Below are 17893 nucleotides of genomic sequence, written 5' to 3'. Positions count from 1 at the left end.
ATGGAATTAGGTTTTATGCAGATTGTGCTTATACTAATTGTAACTTTTATAGCAGCTATTGACCAATTTAACTTTTTAGAGTCTTTATATAGACCAATAGTTATGGGGCCAATAGTTGGAGCTATAATGGGGGATTTAAACACAGGACTTATAGTTGGTGGATCATATGAACTTATGATGATAGGAGCTATGCCAGTTGGAGGAGCACAACCTCCAAATGCAGTTATAGGTGGAATTATGGCTACTGTATTTGCAATTACATCAGGACTAGACACTAGTGCAGCATTACCACTTGCAATACCATTTGCATTATTAGGTCAATATGCAGTAACAGCGCTATTTACAGTAATGTCTCCGTTAATGGGATTATGCGATAAGGCAGCTAATGAAGCTAATCCAAAGGGAATAGATAAAGTAAACTATATGGCTATGACAATATTAGGAATATCATTTGCATTAATTGTTTTAGCTGGATTATTAGCAGGGCAAGCGATAGGAGACACACTGACAAGAGTTTTACCAGAACAAGTTTGGACTGGATTAACTGCAGCAGGAAAAATGATGCCTGCACTAGGATTTGCGATGCTACTTAAAGTTATGTTAAGTAAAGATTACGCTATATTCATGATGTTAGGGTTTGTATTAGTTGCATATTTAAACTTACCACTTTTAGCATTAGCTATAGTAGGGTTAGTAGTTGCTATATACGACTTTAATATTAGTGTAAAAACTAAAAATGTCGGAGGAGGTATGAGTGATGGCATCTAATATAGAACAAAAATCAATAATTCATACTGAGTATATAGACAAAAGCGAAGGCGAAACATTAGATAAAAAGACTTTAAATAAAATGGCTTTTAGATCTATGTTTTTACAGGCATCATTTAACTATGAAAGAATGCAAGCTGGAGGATGGTTATACTCTATATTACCAGGGCTTAAAAAGATACACAAAAATAAAGACGACTTAGCAACTTCTATGAAACATAATTTAGAATTTTTTAATTGTCATCCATTTTTAATAACTTTCGTTATGGGAATTATATTATCTTTAGAGCAAAAGAAATCAGATGTGCAAACTATAAGATCTTTAAGAGTTGCGGCTATGGGACCTTTAGGTGGAATAGGAGATGCGATATTCTGGTTTACATTACTCCCAATTGCGGCAGGAGTTGGAGCGAACTTAGCACTCCAAGGAAGTATAGCAGGGCCTATAGTATTCTTATTAATGTTTAATGTTGTTCATTTAGGCTTGAGATTTTGGCTAATGCATTGGTCGTATAAAGCTGGTGTTGATGGTATAACAAGATTGACTAAAAATGCAAAAGAATTTACAAGAGCTGCAACAATATTAGGTATGATCGTTGTAGGTGCACTTATAGCTTCTTATGTAAATATAAATATAGTAACGGAAATTCCGATAGGAGAAACTACTTTAAAGGTACAAGAAATACTAGATGGAATAATGCCTAAAATATTACCGCTTGGATTGACTTTTGGAATGTACGGGTTGGTTAAGAAAAATGTAAGCCCACTTGTAAATATATTAATAATGGTAGCAATAGGTATATTAGGAGCGTATATAGGATTATTTTAGGAGGAAGTTGAATTGATTATAATAACAGGGCATGGGAAGTTTGCATCAGGAATAAAAAGTAGTTTAAATTTAATAGTAGGAGACTATGAATTTTTAAAAGTAGTTGATTTTACTGAAGAAAAGACTCCAAGAGATTTAAAAGAAGAAATACAGTCTTTAGTTAATGAAAATATAGAAACAAAAACATATATATTTACAGATTTGGCAGGGGGAACTCCATTTAAGGTTAGTAGTGAGTTAAAATTAGAAAATAAAAATATAGAAGTGTTTTGCGGAACTAATTTGCCTATGGTAGTTGAATCTACTATGATGGAGTCATTAGGTTGCGAAATAGACATTGATTTAATAAAAGAAACAGGAATAAATAGTATAAAACCCAAAAAGAAAATAATTGAGTTTTACGAAGACGGGATATAATAAAGAGTAGCTTAGGCTACTCTTTTTCTATATAATAATAATTATATTTATTTTTAAAAGGAGGGTGATATTAAAAATGAATATGGAAGTTGAAATATTAAAGTATGTACAATCTTTTAATAATCCAATATTAGATACGATATTTTTAATAATAACTATGAGCACAGAGATACCTGTTATTTTAGTATTAGCGTCAATTCTATACTGGTGTATAAATAAAAAGTATGGAGCAAGGTTACTTTTTGCATTAACAGGAAATATAGCATTAAATACTGGAGTAAAAGAGTATTTTAAATCTCCAAGACCGATAGGTGTTGAAGGAATTAAATCTATGAGAACATCAACTGCAACAGGGTATTCATTTCCAAGTGGTCATACTCAAATAGGAACTACTTTTTGGGTTAGTATAATGAATATATTAAAAAATAAGTATATGTATTTATTTGGTACAATAATGTTTATATGTATAGGGTTATCAAGATTATATTTAGGCGTCCATTGGCCTGTTGACGTATTATTTGGATGGTTTTTCGGAATATTTTTTACTATTATATGCAATTGTATAATAATAAAAATTGAAGAAAGTCAAAAGTATAGTTATTTTATGATAATAGTAATCCCTATGATATTAGGTATATTTATTGTAAATAGCATAGAGTACATAAAAATGTCAGGACTATTAAGTGGATTTATTGTTGGTTATATAATAGAAAGACAATGTATAAATTTTAAAGTAGATGTTAGCTTAAAATCTAAAATATTTAGGTATATATTTGGATTGCTAAGTCTAGGATCTGTATATGCTATTTTAAAATTAATTATGCCTCAAAACTATATAGGTAGTTATTTAAGATATTTTATATTGATGGTATATGCAATGGCAGGAGCGCCATATTTATTCGATAAAATTTGGAAGGAATGATAAATTTGAAAAAAGTAGTTGTAATAGGTGGAGGAGCAGCAGGGATGATAGCAGCATCAACTGCATCTAGTATGGGTCACGATGTTACTTTACTAGAGAAAAATGATAGATTAGGCAAAAAATTGCTTATAACAGGAAAAGGAAGATGCAATATAACTAATGATTGTGATATTGAAGAGCTTATTGAAAATATCCCTACTAATGGAAAATTTTTATATAGTTCATTTTATACATTTACAAATGATCAAGTTATAGATATGTTTAATTCTCTTGGAGTAAAAACTAAGACTGAAAGAGGAAAAAGAGTTTTTCCAGAGAGTGACAAAGCTAAGGATGTTGTTGTTGCACTAGAAAAACAATTAAAACAAAATAATGTGAAAATTGTTATGAATGCATCAGTTGATAAGATAGAAGTAAAAGATGGAAACGTCAAAGGTGTTGTTCTAAAAGATAAAAAGATTATAAATTGTGATTGTGTAATAGTTTCAACTGGAGGAATGAGTTACCCAAGAACGGGTTCAACAGGTGATGGATATAAATTTGCTAAAAATTTAGGACATACTATAGTGAAACCTATACCATCTTTAATTGGACTTGAAACTATGGAAGATGTTTATGAGTTAAATAAGTTATCTCTTAGAAATGTTGCTATAAAAGTAATGGATAAGAGAGGGAAAAATATCTTTGAAGATTTTGGAGAAATGGAATTTAATGAATTTGGAATAGATGGACCTATAATAAAATCAGCAAGTTGCAGAATGAAATCTTTTGAAAATGAAACATATAAGATTTATTTAGATTTAAAGCCAGCTTTAAGTGAAGAAACTTTAGATAAGAGAATTCAAAAGGACTTTAAAAAATATACTAATAAAAAATTTGAAAATAGTTTAGATGATTTACTACCTAAAAAACTAATACCTTATGTTATTAAACAAAGTGGCATAGATAAAGATTTAGTAGTTCATCAGATTTCAAAAGAACAAAGAAAACATTTAGTTAATTTATTAAAAAATATGGAATTCAATATAAAAAGATATAGACCTATAGATGAAGCTATAGTAACATCTGGAGGAGTTAAGACAAATGAAATAAATTCATCAACGATGGAATCAAAGATTGTTAGCGGTCTATTTTTTGCAGGAGAAGTAATAGATGTAGATGGATATACAGGTGGGTTCAATTTACAAATTGCATTTTCAACAGGATATTTAGCGGGAATAAGTTGTTAAATTCTCTTTTAACATTTGTAGTTAAAAAAAATAAAAAATTTATAAAATTTAGTATATAAAAAACTAAGATTGGCATAATAAGAACATGAACAACGAACAAAGTAAATGGAGTAAAAGTTGTTCATGGTAAATTTGCCACTTATAAATAAAACTCCATAAAGACTACAAATAAACTAATAAAAGAGAGGTAATCAACATGTCAAACAACAATAACAACAACACAACTGTAGTACCACAAGCTAAACAAGCTTTAAATCAAATGAAATTAGAAATAGCAAATGAATTAGGTATGACTGACTATGCCACTGCTGATAAAGGGAATATGACAGCAAGACAAAATGGATATGTTGGTGGATACATGACTAAAAAATTAGTTGAAATGGCAGAACAACAATTAAGTGGACAACAAAGATAATTAAAGAAAGGAAGGGTAAAACCTTCCTTTTTTTATGTTTAAAAATAAAAATTTATATAAAATATTAAAATTAGTTATACAAATAAAGTGATAAAACAAATTAAAGTTAATTTAATTTACTTTAATTTTAGAGTAAAAATAGAAGATATGGACAAAATATAAATGAAATACATAAAAGGAGGAATAGTTGTTATGGCAATAAACTTTGAAGAAGTAAAAACTAAATTTATAAATGCAGATTTAGATGAAAAAATAAAAATATATACTACAACTGAAGGACTTTCAGTTGAACAATTTAGAGAATTACTTAAGTATTATCCAATTCAACATCTTTCTAAGTTAGAAAAAGCTTTAGGATAAATACAAAAGCACTAAGGGAATTGTATGCCTTAGTGCTTTTGTATTTTATGAACATAATTATAAATTTTTTCATTACCTAAATCTATTTGACCAGTGGAAATGTATTTTGAAATATTACTAACGTCATTTTCATTTAAATATTGTTGAGGTATATTAAGCTCAAAACCAGTTTCGTGTAAAAGTTTTTTTAATTGAAGTTGTTGAGTAATTGATGGTTTTAACACTGTTTTTTTAATTTTTTTCTTTTTTGAATTACTAATAGTTTCATTTTGATCCTTAATAAGTGTTTGAATATAACTTGTATAGGAATTTTTAAAATCCTCGTCATCAAGTAAATTAGAATTTATAACATCTGTTATTTCTTCGTTAGATAGTATATTTTCAGCAAATTTAGCAGCAGTTAATTTTCCTGTAGTTATACCTTTTTGATATTTTCTTAAAATTTTTTTAGTAAAACTATATATTTTACTTCTGGTTTCCAAGTCTAAATCTTCAATAATCATTAAATCACTCCTTAATTACTTTATATTAGCAGTATTAACAAGTATAGGAAATAATATAATTGTAAATATTACAAATATATATAAAGGAGGATGAATTTATGATAAATGGTATTATTAAGCTTTTTTATTCTGAAATAGTTAAATCAAAAATGAAAAGTATGCCAAGTAAAGAATATGATATTAGAGATGAATTTAAAGATATAAGTAATATAGCTATGAAGGTAGACAGTTTTTTTTTAGTAGCATTCAAATTAATAATAGGGTTAACTATAATAGTAATATCATTAAGTATTAATATATTATTTGGAGTAGGGAGTGTATTGATATTAATTTTATATGGAATTAGTAAACTTCATATTGCAAATCAAATAACAGATCAAGTTAAAGATGGAATGGAAAATATAAAAATAAATTTAGAATCTAGTAGTCAAAGTGTAGTTACAGATAAAATTAAGCAAAAGATAAATGCATTAGTATGTTTATTGTTTATAGGTATATTTTCGAACTTTAACTACATAATCATAGGGTGCTTTATAATAGTTTTTATGTTTACTATAAAAGATATATATAGTAATATTAATAAATAGACTTTTATAAAGAGGGGAGAGAAAACACCTATATGAATTACTACAATGAAAATGACAGACTTAAGCGTGTAGTAGAAATATCAACCTTAGTAACGGAGTCAGATAATTTCTTTGAAATAAAAGATAAAATAGTTGAAAAAATGTTAGATGTAGTTCATCCAGCAAAAGCATGTGTAAATTTATTTTATAAAAATAATTATGAACATGCTTATTTAGTGTGTTCACAAACTCTAAACTATATATCTAAGGTGTTTCCTATAGAGAAGCCAATAGGAGTTAAAATAGATTTTAATCAGTATCCTAAGTATATTCATGAGGCTGTAAAAGAGCAAAAAGTAGTGTATGTTAAAAATGTATTTTTAGATGAAAGAGCTCTTGATGAGAGGGATTTAGCTACAAATGAAGGATATATAGGAAGAATCGTATTTCCACTTATAGTTCATGATAAAGTAACTGGATTTATGACATGCTTTTTAACTGAAGATGATAAAATTACAGATGATGATATGGACTTTATTTCATCAGTAGCATCTTTAATAAGTTTATCTATAGAGATAACAAGTAAAAATAATGATATACAAAATCTTATACACAAATTAAGAGGAGCTATATCTTCTATAAATGATGCAACAAAGAAACTATATTTAAACAAAGATATAAAGAGTTTCTTAGATCATCTAAGTAAACAAGCTTGTAATATAACAAAAAGTAGAGAAGCTGTTATAGTAATACATGGAGCAAATATAAATGGAAAGAAAAAAGAGCTATCAAGCTTTTTTACCTTAGACAAAATTAAACCAGATGTTTATTATACTTTAGATAAACTAATTGATAGTCAAACTGTAGGTTCATACTCAAATGAAATACATGGGGATGTAGATTTACAAGGAATTCAGACTTATATATATCATAAGTTAATAAATAAAAATGATATAGTAGGATATATAGCTTGTACTAACGCTAAAAACTACACTAAAGACGATTTAAATATACTTAGTATACTTGCTAAGCAAGTAGCTGTTGCTATGCAGTTGTATGAGTACAGTAAAAGTGAGGTAAAGCATCAAGTTTTAGAAAATGAGCTTAAAGTTTTAAATCAACAACAAAAACTTATAATGAATAAAGGGAATAAAGTATTAGATAACAATAGAGAGTTGAGATATTTTCATAAACCAGCAAAAGTAGTAGGTGGAGATTTCTACCATACTATAAAGAAAGATGATGGAACGGTTGTAACTATACTAGCGGATGTAATGGGACATGGTATTGTATCCAACTACATGGTTGCTATGATAAAGGGAGCATTTAAAGTATTAGCAAAACAATACGATACACCTAGCGAAATAATGGAAAATATAAATCAATTCTTATTTGATGAATTTGACAAAATGGGAGTTTTTACAACTTGTATAATAGGTGTAATAAAAAGTAATGAAAATAAAATGATTGTATCAAATGCAGGTCATTACTATCCAATTGGAGTAGATAAGAATCATAAGGCTTCATTTTTAAAATGTAGCAAGGGCATACCAATAGGGATATTAGAAGAAGTAGAATACTCAGATAAAGAAATTGATATATCTAAATATAAAACTGTTTCTTTATACACAGACGGGGTATTAGAAATAAAAGACCACAACAAAGAAGAATTTGGTGTAGACAGACTAAAAACATTTTTAGAAGAAACTAGTTTTTCAGAGCAAGATGATATGGAAACTAGATTGAAATCTAAGTTATGGGAGTTTTCAAGAAAAAGCAACTTTGAAGATGATATATTAATTGTTACTCTTAAAGAGAGATAAGGAGATTAATATGAGTGAGGTTTTAATAATAAATGGAAGTCCAAGAAAAAATAAAAATTGTTCAACTGTAGTAAAATCGATAATTAAAAATTTGGATGAAAATAAAATAACCTACAAAGTTTTTGACATATATGATATGAACATAGAATATTGCACAGCTTGTGGATTTTGCGAAAAAAAAGGATTTTGTAAATTTAAGGATGATATGACACCTATGTATGATATGTTTGATAAGGCTAAAGGAACTATAGTAGTCAGTCCTGTTCACTTTGATTGCATATCTGCAAAAGTTAAAACTGTGGTTGATAGAACACAAGCAATATATGCAAGTAAATATATACTAAAAAAACCATCTATTGATAGAAATAAAAAACGAGTTGGTATGTATATTGCCGTTGGAGGTAGTGATCCATATCCATCTCAATTTAAAGGTGGACAGATAGTCATGGATTTTTTCTTTAAAAGTATAAATACTAAGCTATCTTATAATTATTATATAAATAGCAGCGATAAATTATCTTTTATAGAGAATGAAACTGAAAAGGTACATTTAGAAAAAAAAATAGAAAATTATGTGAAAGATATAAAAGAGCTTGGTTAAATACAAGCTTTTTTTACGCTTAAACCAAACGAGAGGAGAAATTTATGCTTAGATATATAACAAGTGGAGAGTCACATGGTAAATGTTTGACATCAATAATAGACGGAATTCCAGCCAATGTTAGTTTAAATATAGATGAAATAAACCTAGAGATGAAAAAGCGCCAATCTGGATATGGAAGAGGCGGACGTATGAAAATTGAAAGTGATACTGTAGATATACTTAGTGGGGTTAGGGGAAAAACTACTATTGGAGGACCAATAGCTATACAAATAAAAAATAAAGATTATGAAAATTGGATTAAATATATGAATCCAGTTGAAGATATTGATAGAGAAACTAGAAAAGTTGAACAAGTAAGACCAGGGCATGCAGATTTAATCGGATCTTTAAAGTATAATTTTGATGATGCTAGAAATGTTTTGGAGAGATCGAGTGCTAGAGAAACTGCTAGTAGAGTTGCAGTAGGGGCAATTTGCAAACAGGTTCTAAAAACATTTGACATAGAATTTGCATCACATGTAGTTCAAATTGGAAACGCAAAGGTTGATAAAATATATAGCTTTGATTTTATAAAAGACAATGTGGATATAAGTGAAGTTAGATGTATTGATAAAGATATAGAAGAATTGATGATATCAGAAATTAATATGGCTAAATCTGAAAAGGATACATTAGGCGGAATAATTGAGATAAGGGTAAAAAACGTACCTCCTGGATTAGGATCGTATGTCCATTATGATAAAAAAATAGATGCTCACATAGCTATGAATGTAATGAGTATTCAAGCTATAAAAGGGGTAGAAATAGGAATAGGATTTGACGTTGCAAACAATAGAGGATCAAACGTTATGGATGAAATTTTCTATAACGATGAAAAAGGTATATACAGAGAAAGCAATAGATTAGGTGGAATAGAGGGTGGAATGACTACAGGTGATGAAATTGTAGTAAGGTGTGCAATGAAACCAATACCTACACTATACAAACCTCTAAACTCTATAAATATGAAAACATTAGAAAGTTTCCAAGCTACTGTTGAAAGATCAGACACTTGCGCAGTTCCAGCATGCAGTGTTGTATGTGAAAATGTAGTTGCGTTTGTAATTTTACAATTTATGCTAGATAAATTTGGAAAAGATAATATAGAAGATGTAATGAATAACTATAATTCGTATATGAATAGGCTAGGTGATAGAGGATGGAAAAATCTATAAAAATTGAATATGATTATAATGAATTTGAATTAAACTGTAGATACGATAAGTTGCTTATAATAACTGATGAAAATGTAAATAGATATCAGTTTGATGAATTTATAAAAGTATTGAATCATGAGTTTATAGAAGTGTTTATAGTTAAAAGTGGAGAGCAATCTAAAACTTTGGCTGTTTATGAAAATATAATGGAATTTTGCATAACTGTTGGGATAACTAGAAAATCAGCTATAATTGCATTAGGTGGAGGAGTTGTAGGAGATTTAGCTGGATTTATTGCAGCTACGTATATGAGAGGAATTGATTTAATTCAAGTTCCGACAACATTATTAGCTCAAGTTGACTCATCTGTTGGAGGAAAAACAGGTATAAATATAGGCAATATAAAAAATATAATAGGAGCATTTTATCAACCTAAATTTACATATATAAATGTAAATGCACTAAAAACTTTAAATGAAAGTGAGTTTTTAAGTGGGATGGCAGAAGCTTTAAAATACTCATTTATATATGATTATGAATTTTTAAATTACATAATTGATAATAGTGAAGGTGTATTATTAAAAAATCAAGATGTATTATCTTATATTATAAATAAATGCACATGTATAAAATGGGAAGTAGTGAGCAAAGATGAAAAAGAAAATGGATTAAGAAAAATTTTGAATTTAGGTCATACATTTGGTCATGGAATTGAAAAACTTTGTGGATTAAGCCATGGATTTGCGGTTAATATAGGTACAAACATGGCATTTAATTTAGCCTTAGATAAAGGATTTATAGACGCTGAATACTACCAACAATTTTTATACGTATCTAAATTATTAAATATACCTATTTCTATTAAATACCATAATCCAGAAGAAATACTAGACTTGATGAAAAGTGATAAGAAAAACAGTTTTGGAAGTATAAATCTAGTTATACCAGTTGGAAGAGGAAAAGTGGAAGTTTTTGATAATATAAAAGAAAGTGAAATATTAGAAGTAATAAAGAGGTGTACTAATGCTTAAAGGAACTGTAGAGTTAATTGGAGACAAATCCATATCTCATAGAGCTATAATGTTTTCATCTATAGCGAAAGGTACTACAAGAATAAAAAATTTTTTAATGGGACAAGATTGTTTAAGTACCATTGGTTGTTTTAGAAAAATGGGTGTAAATATAGATATAAATGATAAGGAAGTTATCGTAAAGGGTGTTGGATTGAGAGGTCTAAAAAAGCCTAATGAAATTTTAAATGTTGGAAACTCAGGTACGACGATAAGGCTTATGATGGGGATACTTGCTGGAAATGAATTTGAGTCCACTGTAATAGGGGATGAATCTATTGGGAAAAGGCCTATGAAAAGAGTAACTGACCCGCTAAGATTAATGGGATGCAGTATAAAAGGAAATGATGATGCAAATTTTACTCCTATAACTATATATGGTGGAAATTTAAATAGAATTGAGTATAAAATGCCAGTTGCATCTGCTCAAGTAAAATCATCTATAATATTAGCATCTTTATATGCAGATGATAGTAGTACTATAATTGAAAAATCAAAAAGTAGAAATCATACAGAGATAATGTTAAAGTCATTTGGAGCTGATATAAAATCTAATGACTTAAAAATAGATGTACAACCTGTAAGGGAGCTTTTTTCAGTAGGAAATATAAATGTAGCAGGAGATATTTCATCAGCGGCGTTTATAATTGCAGCTGCTAGTATAGTTGAAGGTTCAGAAGTTCTTATAAAAAATGTTGGATTAAATGAAACTAGAACAGGAATAATAGATGTATTAGAAGCTATGAATGGAAAGTTTGAAATTATAGATAAAAGAGTTGAAAGCGGAGAAGTTGTAGGAGATTTAATTGTAAGATATAGCAATAAATTAATAGGTACAACTATAGATTCAAATTTAATACCTAGATTAATAGATGAAATACCTGTAATTGCAATTTTAGCAACTCAAGCTAATGGAACAACAGTAATAAAAGATGCAAAAGAACTCAAAGTAAAAGAAAGTAATAGAATAAAAGCTGTTGTTGAAAATTTAAAAAACATGGGAGCAGAAATAGAAGAGCTAGAAGATGGCATGGTAATAAAAGGTAAAACGAAATTAAAAGGAGCAAATGTAAAAACTTTTAATGATCATAGGATAGCTATGGCATTTTCAGTAGCTTCACTGATTTCAGAAGGTAAACTAAACTTAGATAATACAGCTTGCATAGATATATCTTTTCCGGGATATTTCGATTTAATAAATAATTTATTAAAGTAAAATTAGAATAAAATTTGATTTTATTAGGAATATTATGTATAATTGTATTGCAATATTTTAAAAAACTTAGGAGGACTTTATAAATGAAATTACCAATAGCATTATCAAATAAACACGTTCATTTAAGTCAAGCAGATATAGAGACATTATTTGGAGCAGGTCATCAATTAGTAGAATTCAAGCCATTAAGCCAACCAGGGCAATATGCTTGTGAAGAGAAAGTTGATTTAGTAGGACCTAAAGGAACTATAAAAGGAGTTAGAGTTTTAGGACCAGCTAGACCTAACACACAAGTTGAAATATCTTTAGCAGACGGATTTACTTTAGGAGTTAAAGCTCCAATAAAGGAATCTGGAGATATAGAAGGAACTCCAGGAGTTAAATTAGTTGGGCCAGCAGGTGAAGTAGAATTAACAGAAGGTGTTATAGTTGCATCAAGACATATACATATGAGCTTAGATGACGCAGCTAAATTTGGAGTAAAAGACAAGCAAATAGTAAAAGTTAGAACTTTCGGACCTAGATCTATAGTTTTCGAAAATGTATTAGTAAGAGCTAATGCTAACTTTGCTTTAGAAATGCATGTTGACGTTGAAGAAGGAAATGCAGCAGCTGTTAGAAACGGAGATATGGTAGAGTTAATAGCTGAGTAATATATATAAAAAAAGTATGTGATTTTTCACATACTTTTTTTGTTTATATGAAATTATTTAAGATTGAATTATAGATATATGTAAATAAGAAACTAAATCAAATCCTATCCTATACATACAATAAAGGCTCTATTCACACAAAACTATTTATCTAATTTTAAGCTATCCAAACTATTGTCCTGAAGATAATCTACTCCATAACTATACATACTTTCTAAAACTGGAATAAGTTTCTCCCCACATTCTGTAAGTCCATATTCTACCTTCGGAGGAACTACAGGATATACTTTTCTATAGACTAAGTTATGAGACTCTAAACTTCTCAACTGTTGTGTTAACATTTTTTGAGTTACATCAGGAAGTTTGCGTCTTAAATCACTAAATCTAAGAGGATTAGGCATTAAATACCAAAGAATTAATATTTTCCATTTTCCCGAAATGATTTTATGAACTAAGTTTATAGGACACATTTCATACTTATTACATCTTTCATTCATGTGACATTTAGAATGATCTTGTACCTCGAGTTGAATTTTCATAATAACCACCTTGAATTATAATAGTATACTTTTGGGTACTATAAAACAAAAAAGTACCTACTTGTTATAAAAAAACTTAATTGGTACTATTATATCATGAATTTCGCAAGCTATCTATTCGTTGATACCTTAAAATTTTTTAATAAAAATATGATACTCTGTAAATTATAATAAGTAAGTGATATATGCAAAAAATGTATATATTTGCTATAATAAAAGAACATTATAAAAATAAAAAGGAGACATATTTATGGATAAAAATATAGCAAAAATGATTGATCATACTATTTTAAAGGCTTTTGCCACAGAAAATGATGTAAAACAATTATGTAAGGAAGCTAAAGAATATAATTTCTTTTCAGTATGTATAAACCCAGCAAATGTAGAACTTGCAAAAAAAGAATTAGAAGGATCTAATGTAAAGGTATGTACTGTTATAGGATTCCCTCTAGGGGCAAATACATCAGAAGTAAAAGCTTTTGAAACAGACGATGCTATTAAAAAAGGTGCAGATGAAGTTGATATGGTTATAAACATAGCAGCATTAAAAGATAAAAAGTACGATTATGTACTAAATGATATAAAAGCTGTTGTAGATGCTTCTAATAAAAGAGCATTAGTGAAAGTAATAATAGAAACATGCTATTTAAATGATGAAGAAAAGAAAATAGCTTGTGAATTATCAGTTAAAGCTGGAGCTGATTATGTAAAAACATCAACTGGTTTTGGGACAGGCGGATCTACTCCTGAAGATATAAAACTTATGAGAGATGTTGTTGGACCTAATATAGGGGTAAAAGCTTCAGGTGGAGTAAGAAATCAAAAAGATGCAAAAGCTGTAATTGAGGCTGGATGCTCTAGAATAGGAGCAAGTGCATCAATTGCAATTGCTAAAGGTGAAGATTCTGAAACACAAGGATATTAAAAAAAATAAAAAAATGCAGAAAAATGTTTTAAGTATACAAAATAGGGTATATATGTAATATTGAACTTTTAAAGTATACAAAAAACAAAAACATATATTGAATAGAAGGAATTTGTAAGTTAATGTAGAATTTATTACTTAAGAATATCTTAAACTATTCAAAATATTTACTCAATATAGAATACAAAGGACTATTTTGGGAGGAATATACAAGGAGGATACATACTATGGCAAAATTTATGAAAACAGTAGATGGTAACACTGCTGCTGCTCACGTTGCATATGCATTTACAGATGTAGCTGCAATATATCCAATAACTCCATCATCTACGATGGCAGAAGTTGTAGACGAATGGGCTGCACAAGGAAGAAAAAATGTATTTGGACAAAAGGTTAGTGTTGTAGAAATGCAATCAGAAGCAGGAGCTGCAGGAGCATTCCATGGTTCTTTACAAGCTGGAGCATTAACATCAACATTCACTGCATCACAAGGTTTATTACTTATGATACCAAATATGTATAAAGTAGCTGGAGAGTTATTACCTGGAGTATTCCACGTAAGTGCTCGTGCTTTAGCATCACAAGCTTTATCAATATTCGGTGACCACCAAGACGTTATGGCTGCTAGACAAACAGGATGTGTATTATTAGCTTCTGGATCAGTTCAAGAGGTTGCTGATATAGCACCAGTTGCACATTTAGCTGCAATAGAAGGTAGATTACCATTTATACATTTCTTTGATGGATTCAGAACATCTCACGAAATACAAAAAGTTGAATTATTAGAAAATGAAGATTATGCTAAATTATTAAATATGGAAGCTGTTCAAGAGTTCAGAAACAGAGCTTTATCACCAAATCACCCTGTAACTCGTGGTACAGCACAAAACCCTGATATATACTTCCAAACAAGAGAAGCTTCAAATAAATATTACAATGATATAGTTGGAATAGTTGACAAATACATGAACCAAATGTCTGAGTTAACTGGAAGAAAACATGGACTATTTGATTACTATGGAGCAGAAGATGCTAAATATGTAATAGTAGCTATGGGATCTGTAACAGAAGCTATAGAAGAAACAATAGATGTATTAAATGAACAAGGAGAAAAGTACGGTTTAGTTAAAGTTCACTTATACAGACCATTCTCAATGCAACACTTTGTAGATGCTATGCCATCAACAGTTGAAAGAATATGTGTATTAGATAGAACTAAAGAGCCAGGAGCAACTGGAGAGCCATTATACTTAGATGTTAAATCAGTATACTATGGAAAAGAAAATGCTCCTATGATAATAGGCGGAAGATACGGATTAGGATCAAAAGATACTGTTCCTACTCATATAAAAACAGTTTATGATAACTTAAAATTAGAAAATCCTAAAGATCAATTTACATTAGGTATAGTTGATGATGTTACTAACACTTCTTTAGAATTATCTGATGAATTAAAAATAGCTCAAAAAGGAACTGTAAGATGTAAGTTCTGGGGATTAGGATCTGATGGTACAGTTGGAGCTAACAAACAAGCTATAAAAATAATAGGAGATAACACTGAAAAGTATGCTCAAGCTTACTTTGCATATGACTCTAAAAAATCTGGTGGTATAACAATGTCTCACTTAAGATTTGGAGATGCTCCTATAAGATCAACTTACTTAATAGATGAAGCTGATTACATTGCTTGTCATAATCAATCATATGTATATCAATATGATCTATTAAAAGGATTAAAGAAAGGTGGAATATTCGTTCTTAACACTATATGGAATGAAGATGAGTTAAACGAACATTTACCTGCAGCTATGAAAAATTACATGGCTAAAAATGATATCCAATTCTATACAGTAAACGGTACTAAATTAGGACAAGAAATAGGACTTGGAAATAGAATAAACATGATAATGCAATCTGCATTCTTCAAGTTAGCTCAAATAATACCAGAAGCTGATGCTGTAGAATACTTAAAAGACTCTATAAAGAAAGCTTACGGTAAAAAAGGTGAAAAAATAGTTAATATGAACTACAAAGCTGTTGATGCAGGTATGAATGCTTTAGTTAAAGTTAATATACCAGCTAACTGGGCAGATGCTAAAGATGCTGTTAAAGAAGAAGTTAACGAGCCAGCGTTCGTAAAAGATATAGTAAGACCTATGAATGCACAAGAAGGAGATAATTTACCTGTAAGTACATTCAATGGAATAGAAGATGGTACATTCCCAGCTGGACTTGCTGCATATGAGAAGAGAGGGGTAGCAGTAAACGTTCCTGAGTGGATAGTTGATAACTGTATCCAATGTAACCAATGTGCTTACATATGTCCTCATGCATGTATAAGACCAGTATTAGTTAATGAAGAAGAAATGAAAAATGCTCCAGAAAAATTCGATACTAAGAAAGCTATAGGTAAAGGATTTGAAGGATTACAATACAGAATGCAAGTAAGTCCAATGGACTGTACTGGATGTGGAAACTGTGCTGACGTATGTCCAGCTAAAGAAAAAGCTTTAGTTATGAAACCTCTTGATACTCAAGAAGTTGAAGTTGAAAATTGGGCATTTGCAGTTGATACTAAGAAAGTAGCTCCAAAAGGAGATATAATGGCTCCAACAACAGTTAAAGGAAGTCAATTTAGACAACCACTTATGGAGTTCTCAGGAGCTTGTGCTGGATGTGGAGAAACTCCATACCTTAAGTTAGTAACTCAATTATTTGGAGATAGAATGATGATAGCTAATGCTACTGGATGTTCTTCTATATGGGGAGGATCAGCTCCATCAACTCCATACACTGTAAACCATGAAGGTAAAGGTCCATCTTGGGCAAACTCATTATTCGAGGATAATGCAGAGTACGGATTTGGTATGTTCTTAGGTGTTAAACAAATGAGAGCTAAGTTAGTTGAGACTATGGAACAATTAATATCTATGGATATATGTGATGCAGCAAGAACAGCATTCACTAACTGGTTAGAAAATAGAGAAGATAGTGAAGCATCAGCTAAAGCAGCTGAAGAAGTACTTGCAGTATTAGCAAATGCTCATAACATAGAAAATGCTGAAATAAAAGCTTTAGTAGCTGAAATAGAATCTAGAAAAGATTACTTAGCTAAGAGATCTCAATGGATACTAGGAGGAGATGGATGGGCTTATGACATCGGTTACGGTGGATTAGATCATGTTCTTGCTTCTGGTGAGAATGTAAATGTATTAGTATTCGATACAGAGATATATTCTAATACTGGAGGACAAGCTTCTAAATCAACTCCAATTGCAGCAATGGCTAAATTTGCAGCAGCAGGTAAGAGATCTAAAAAGAAAGATTTAGGTATGATGGCTATGTCTTACGGGAACGTATATGTAGCACAAGTTGGTATGGGCGCAGATAAAAACCAATTAATAAAAGCTGTAGTAGAAGCTGAAAAATATGATGGACCATCATTAATAATAGCTTACTCACCATGTATATCTCATGGATTAAAAGAAGGTATGGGAAGAGCTCAAGCTAACATAGAACAAGCTGTTAAGTGTGGATACTGGCATTTATACAGATTCAACCCAACTTTAAAAGCTGAAGGTAAGAATCCATTCACATTAGACTCTAAAGAACCAACTGAAAGCTTCAGAGATTTCTTAATGAAGCAAGTAAGATATGCTGCTATAGCAAAACAATTCCCAGATGTAGCTGAGGAGTTATTCGAAATGGCAGAAGAAAGTTCAAAAGATAGATATGAAAGTTACAAGAGATTAGCTGATCAAAACTAATTTAGTATATAAATAGAGAGGATTTTATCCTCTCTATTTTATTTTGCATTTTTTGCAATAAAAATAGCATACTAGACAATTTCTATTTTTA

At 29.7% G+C, this 17893-nt stretch carries 18 protein-coding genes; 16 read left to right on the top strand and 2 right to left on the bottom strand.

Annotation, left to right across the window (positions count from 1 at the left end):
• The 7 genes from GFJ41_RS10485 to GFJ41_RS10455 all read left to right on the top strand — a co-directional run bounded on the left by GFJ41_RS10485 (window position 1) and on the right by GFJ41_RS10455 (window position 4940).
• Complete coding sequence (locus tag GFJ41_RS10485) at window positions 1-768, top strand: PTS mannose/fructose/sorbose/N-acetylgalactosamine transporter subunit IIC (RefSeq protein WP_035115516.1); 768 nt, start codon at window positions 1-3, stop codon at window positions 766-768.
• The gene (locus GFJ41_RS10480; RefSeq protein ID WP_035115513.1) at window positions 758-1597 is read left to right on the top strand and encodes a PTS system mannose/fructose/sorbose family transporter subunit IID; all 840 of its coding nucleotides are present in this window, start codon (window positions 758-760) and stop codon (window positions 1595-1597) included. The genes GFJ41_RS10485 and GFJ41_RS10480 overlap by 11 nt, the downstream gene beginning before the upstream one ends.
• A gap of 12 nt (window positions 1598-1609) precedes the next feature.
• Window positions 1610-2014 (top strand): PTS sugar transporter subunit IIA, encoded by a 405-nt coding sequence (locus GFJ41_RS10475; RefSeq protein ID WP_052169118.1) that lies wholly within the window; start codon window positions 1610-1612, stop codon window positions 2012-2014.
• Window positions 2015-2090: 76 nt separating this feature from the next.
• The gene (locus GFJ41_RS10470) at window positions 2091-2936 is read left to right on the top strand and encodes a phosphatase PAP2 family protein (protein WP_170075275.1); all 846 of its coding nucleotides are present in this window, start codon (window positions 2091-2093) and stop codon (window positions 2934-2936) included.
• Window positions 2937-2941: 5 nt separating this feature from the next.
• Window positions 2942-4165, top strand: coding sequence for a BaiN/RdsA family NAD(P)/FAD-dependent oxidoreductase (locus GFJ41_RS10465; protein WP_035115745.1), 1224 nt, complete (start codon window positions 2942-2944; stop codon window positions 4163-4165).
• A 196-nt stretch (window positions 4166-4361) separates the two neighbouring features.
• Window positions 4362-4580 carry an alpha/beta-type small acid-soluble spore protein gene (locus GFJ41_RS10460; protein WP_035115507.1) on the top strand — a complete coding sequence of 73 codons (219 nt, stop codon included), beginning with the start codon at window positions 4362-4364 and terminating at the stop codon, window positions 4578-4580.
• 162 nt (window positions 4581-4742) lie between these two features.
• On the top strand, window positions 4743-4940 hold the full coding sequence (locus GFJ41_RS10455; RefSeq protein ID WP_152333248.1) for a hypothetical protein: 198 nt from the start codon (window positions 4743-4745) through the stop codon (window positions 4938-4940).
• A 29-nt stretch (window positions 4941-4969) separates the two neighbouring features.
• Here the strand turns inward: GFJ41_RS10455 and GFJ41_RS10450 are convergent, their stop codons facing one another.
• On the bottom strand, window positions 4970-5443 hold the full coding sequence (locus GFJ41_RS10450; RefSeq protein ID WP_035115504.1) for a hypothetical protein: 474 nt from the start codon (window positions 5441-5443) through the stop codon (window positions 4970-4972).
• Between the two features lie 98 nt (window positions 5444-5541).
• On the opposite strand from GFJ41_RS10450, the gene GFJ41_RS10445 reads away from it, so the two are divergent.
• From GFJ41_RS10445 to pduL, 7 genes are all read left to right on the top strand, one after another.
• Complete coding sequence (locus GFJ41_RS10445; protein WP_170075274.1) at window positions 5542-6030, top strand: hypothetical protein; 489 nt, start codon at window positions 5542-5544, stop codon at window positions 6028-6030.
• 32 nt (window positions 6031-6062) lie between these two features.
• On the top strand, window positions 6063-7832 hold the full coding sequence (locus tag GFJ41_RS10440) for a GAF domain-containing SpoIIE family protein phosphatase (RefSeq protein WP_035115498.1): 1770 nt from the start codon (window positions 6063-6065) through the stop codon (window positions 7830-7832).
• Window positions 7833-7842: 10 nt separating this feature from the next.
• Window positions 7843-8433, top strand: coding sequence for a flavodoxin family protein (locus GFJ41_RS10435; protein ID WP_035115495.1), 591 nt, complete (start codon window positions 7843-7845; stop codon window positions 8431-8433).
• A 44-nt stretch (window positions 8434-8477) separates the two neighbouring features.
• On the top strand, window positions 8478-9650 hold the full coding sequence (gene aroC, locus GFJ41_RS10430) for a chorismate synthase (protein WP_035115492.1): 1173 nt from the start codon (window positions 8478-8480) through the stop codon (window positions 9648-9650).
• Window positions 9635-10663, top strand: a complete 1029-nt coding sequence (gene aroB / locus GFJ41_RS10425) for a 3-dehydroquinate synthase (RefSeq protein WP_035115490.1) — start codon at window positions 9635-9637, stop codon at window positions 10661-10663. Before aroC ends, aroB begins: the two co-directional genes overlap by 16 nt.
• Entirely contained in the window at window positions 10656-11918 is a 1263-nt protein-coding gene (gene aroA, locus GFJ41_RS10420) for a 3-phosphoshikimate 1-carboxyvinyltransferase (protein WP_170075273.1), read from the top strand. The genes aroB and aroA overlap by 8 nt, the downstream gene beginning before the upstream one ends.
• Before the next feature lie 83 nt (window positions 11919-12001).
• Complete coding sequence (gene pduL / locus GFJ41_RS10415) at window positions 12002-12571, top strand: phosphate propanoyltransferase (protein ID WP_021430061.1); 570 nt, start codon at window positions 12002-12004, stop codon at window positions 12569-12571.
• 143 nt (window positions 12572-12714) lie between these two features.
• Here pduL and GFJ41_RS10410 read toward each other — a convergent pair whose 3' ends face one another.
• Window positions 12715-13110, bottom strand: coding sequence for a winged helix-turn-helix transcriptional regulator (locus GFJ41_RS10410; RefSeq protein WP_021430030.1), 396 nt, complete (start codon window positions 13108-13110; stop codon window positions 12715-12717).
• 250 nt (window positions 13111-13360) lie between these two features.
• Here GFJ41_RS10410 and deoC point away from each other — a divergent pair, with 250 nt between their 5' ends.
• Window positions 13361-14035, top strand: coding sequence for a deoxyribose-phosphate aldolase (gene deoC, locus GFJ41_RS10405; RefSeq protein ID WP_021430057.1), 675 nt, complete (start codon window positions 13361-13363; stop codon window positions 14033-14035).
• Between the two features lie 227 nt (window positions 14036-14262).
• Window positions 14263-17802, top strand: coding sequence for a pyruvate:ferredoxin (flavodoxin) oxidoreductase (gene nifJ / locus GFJ41_RS10400; RefSeq protein WP_170075272.1), 3540 nt, complete (start codon window positions 14263-14265; stop codon window positions 17800-17802).
• The last annotated feature ends 91 nt before the right edge of the window (window positions 17803-17893 follow it).

This window comes from Paraclostridium dentum, from assembly GCF_012922555.1.
Classification (GTDB): Bacteria; Bacillota; Clostridia; order Peptostreptococcales; family Peptostreptococcaceae; genus Paraclostridium; species Paraclostridium dentum.
The sequence above is the reverse complement of the archived record's forward strand: the minus strand, read 5'-3'. Positions and strand labels throughout refer to the sequence as shown.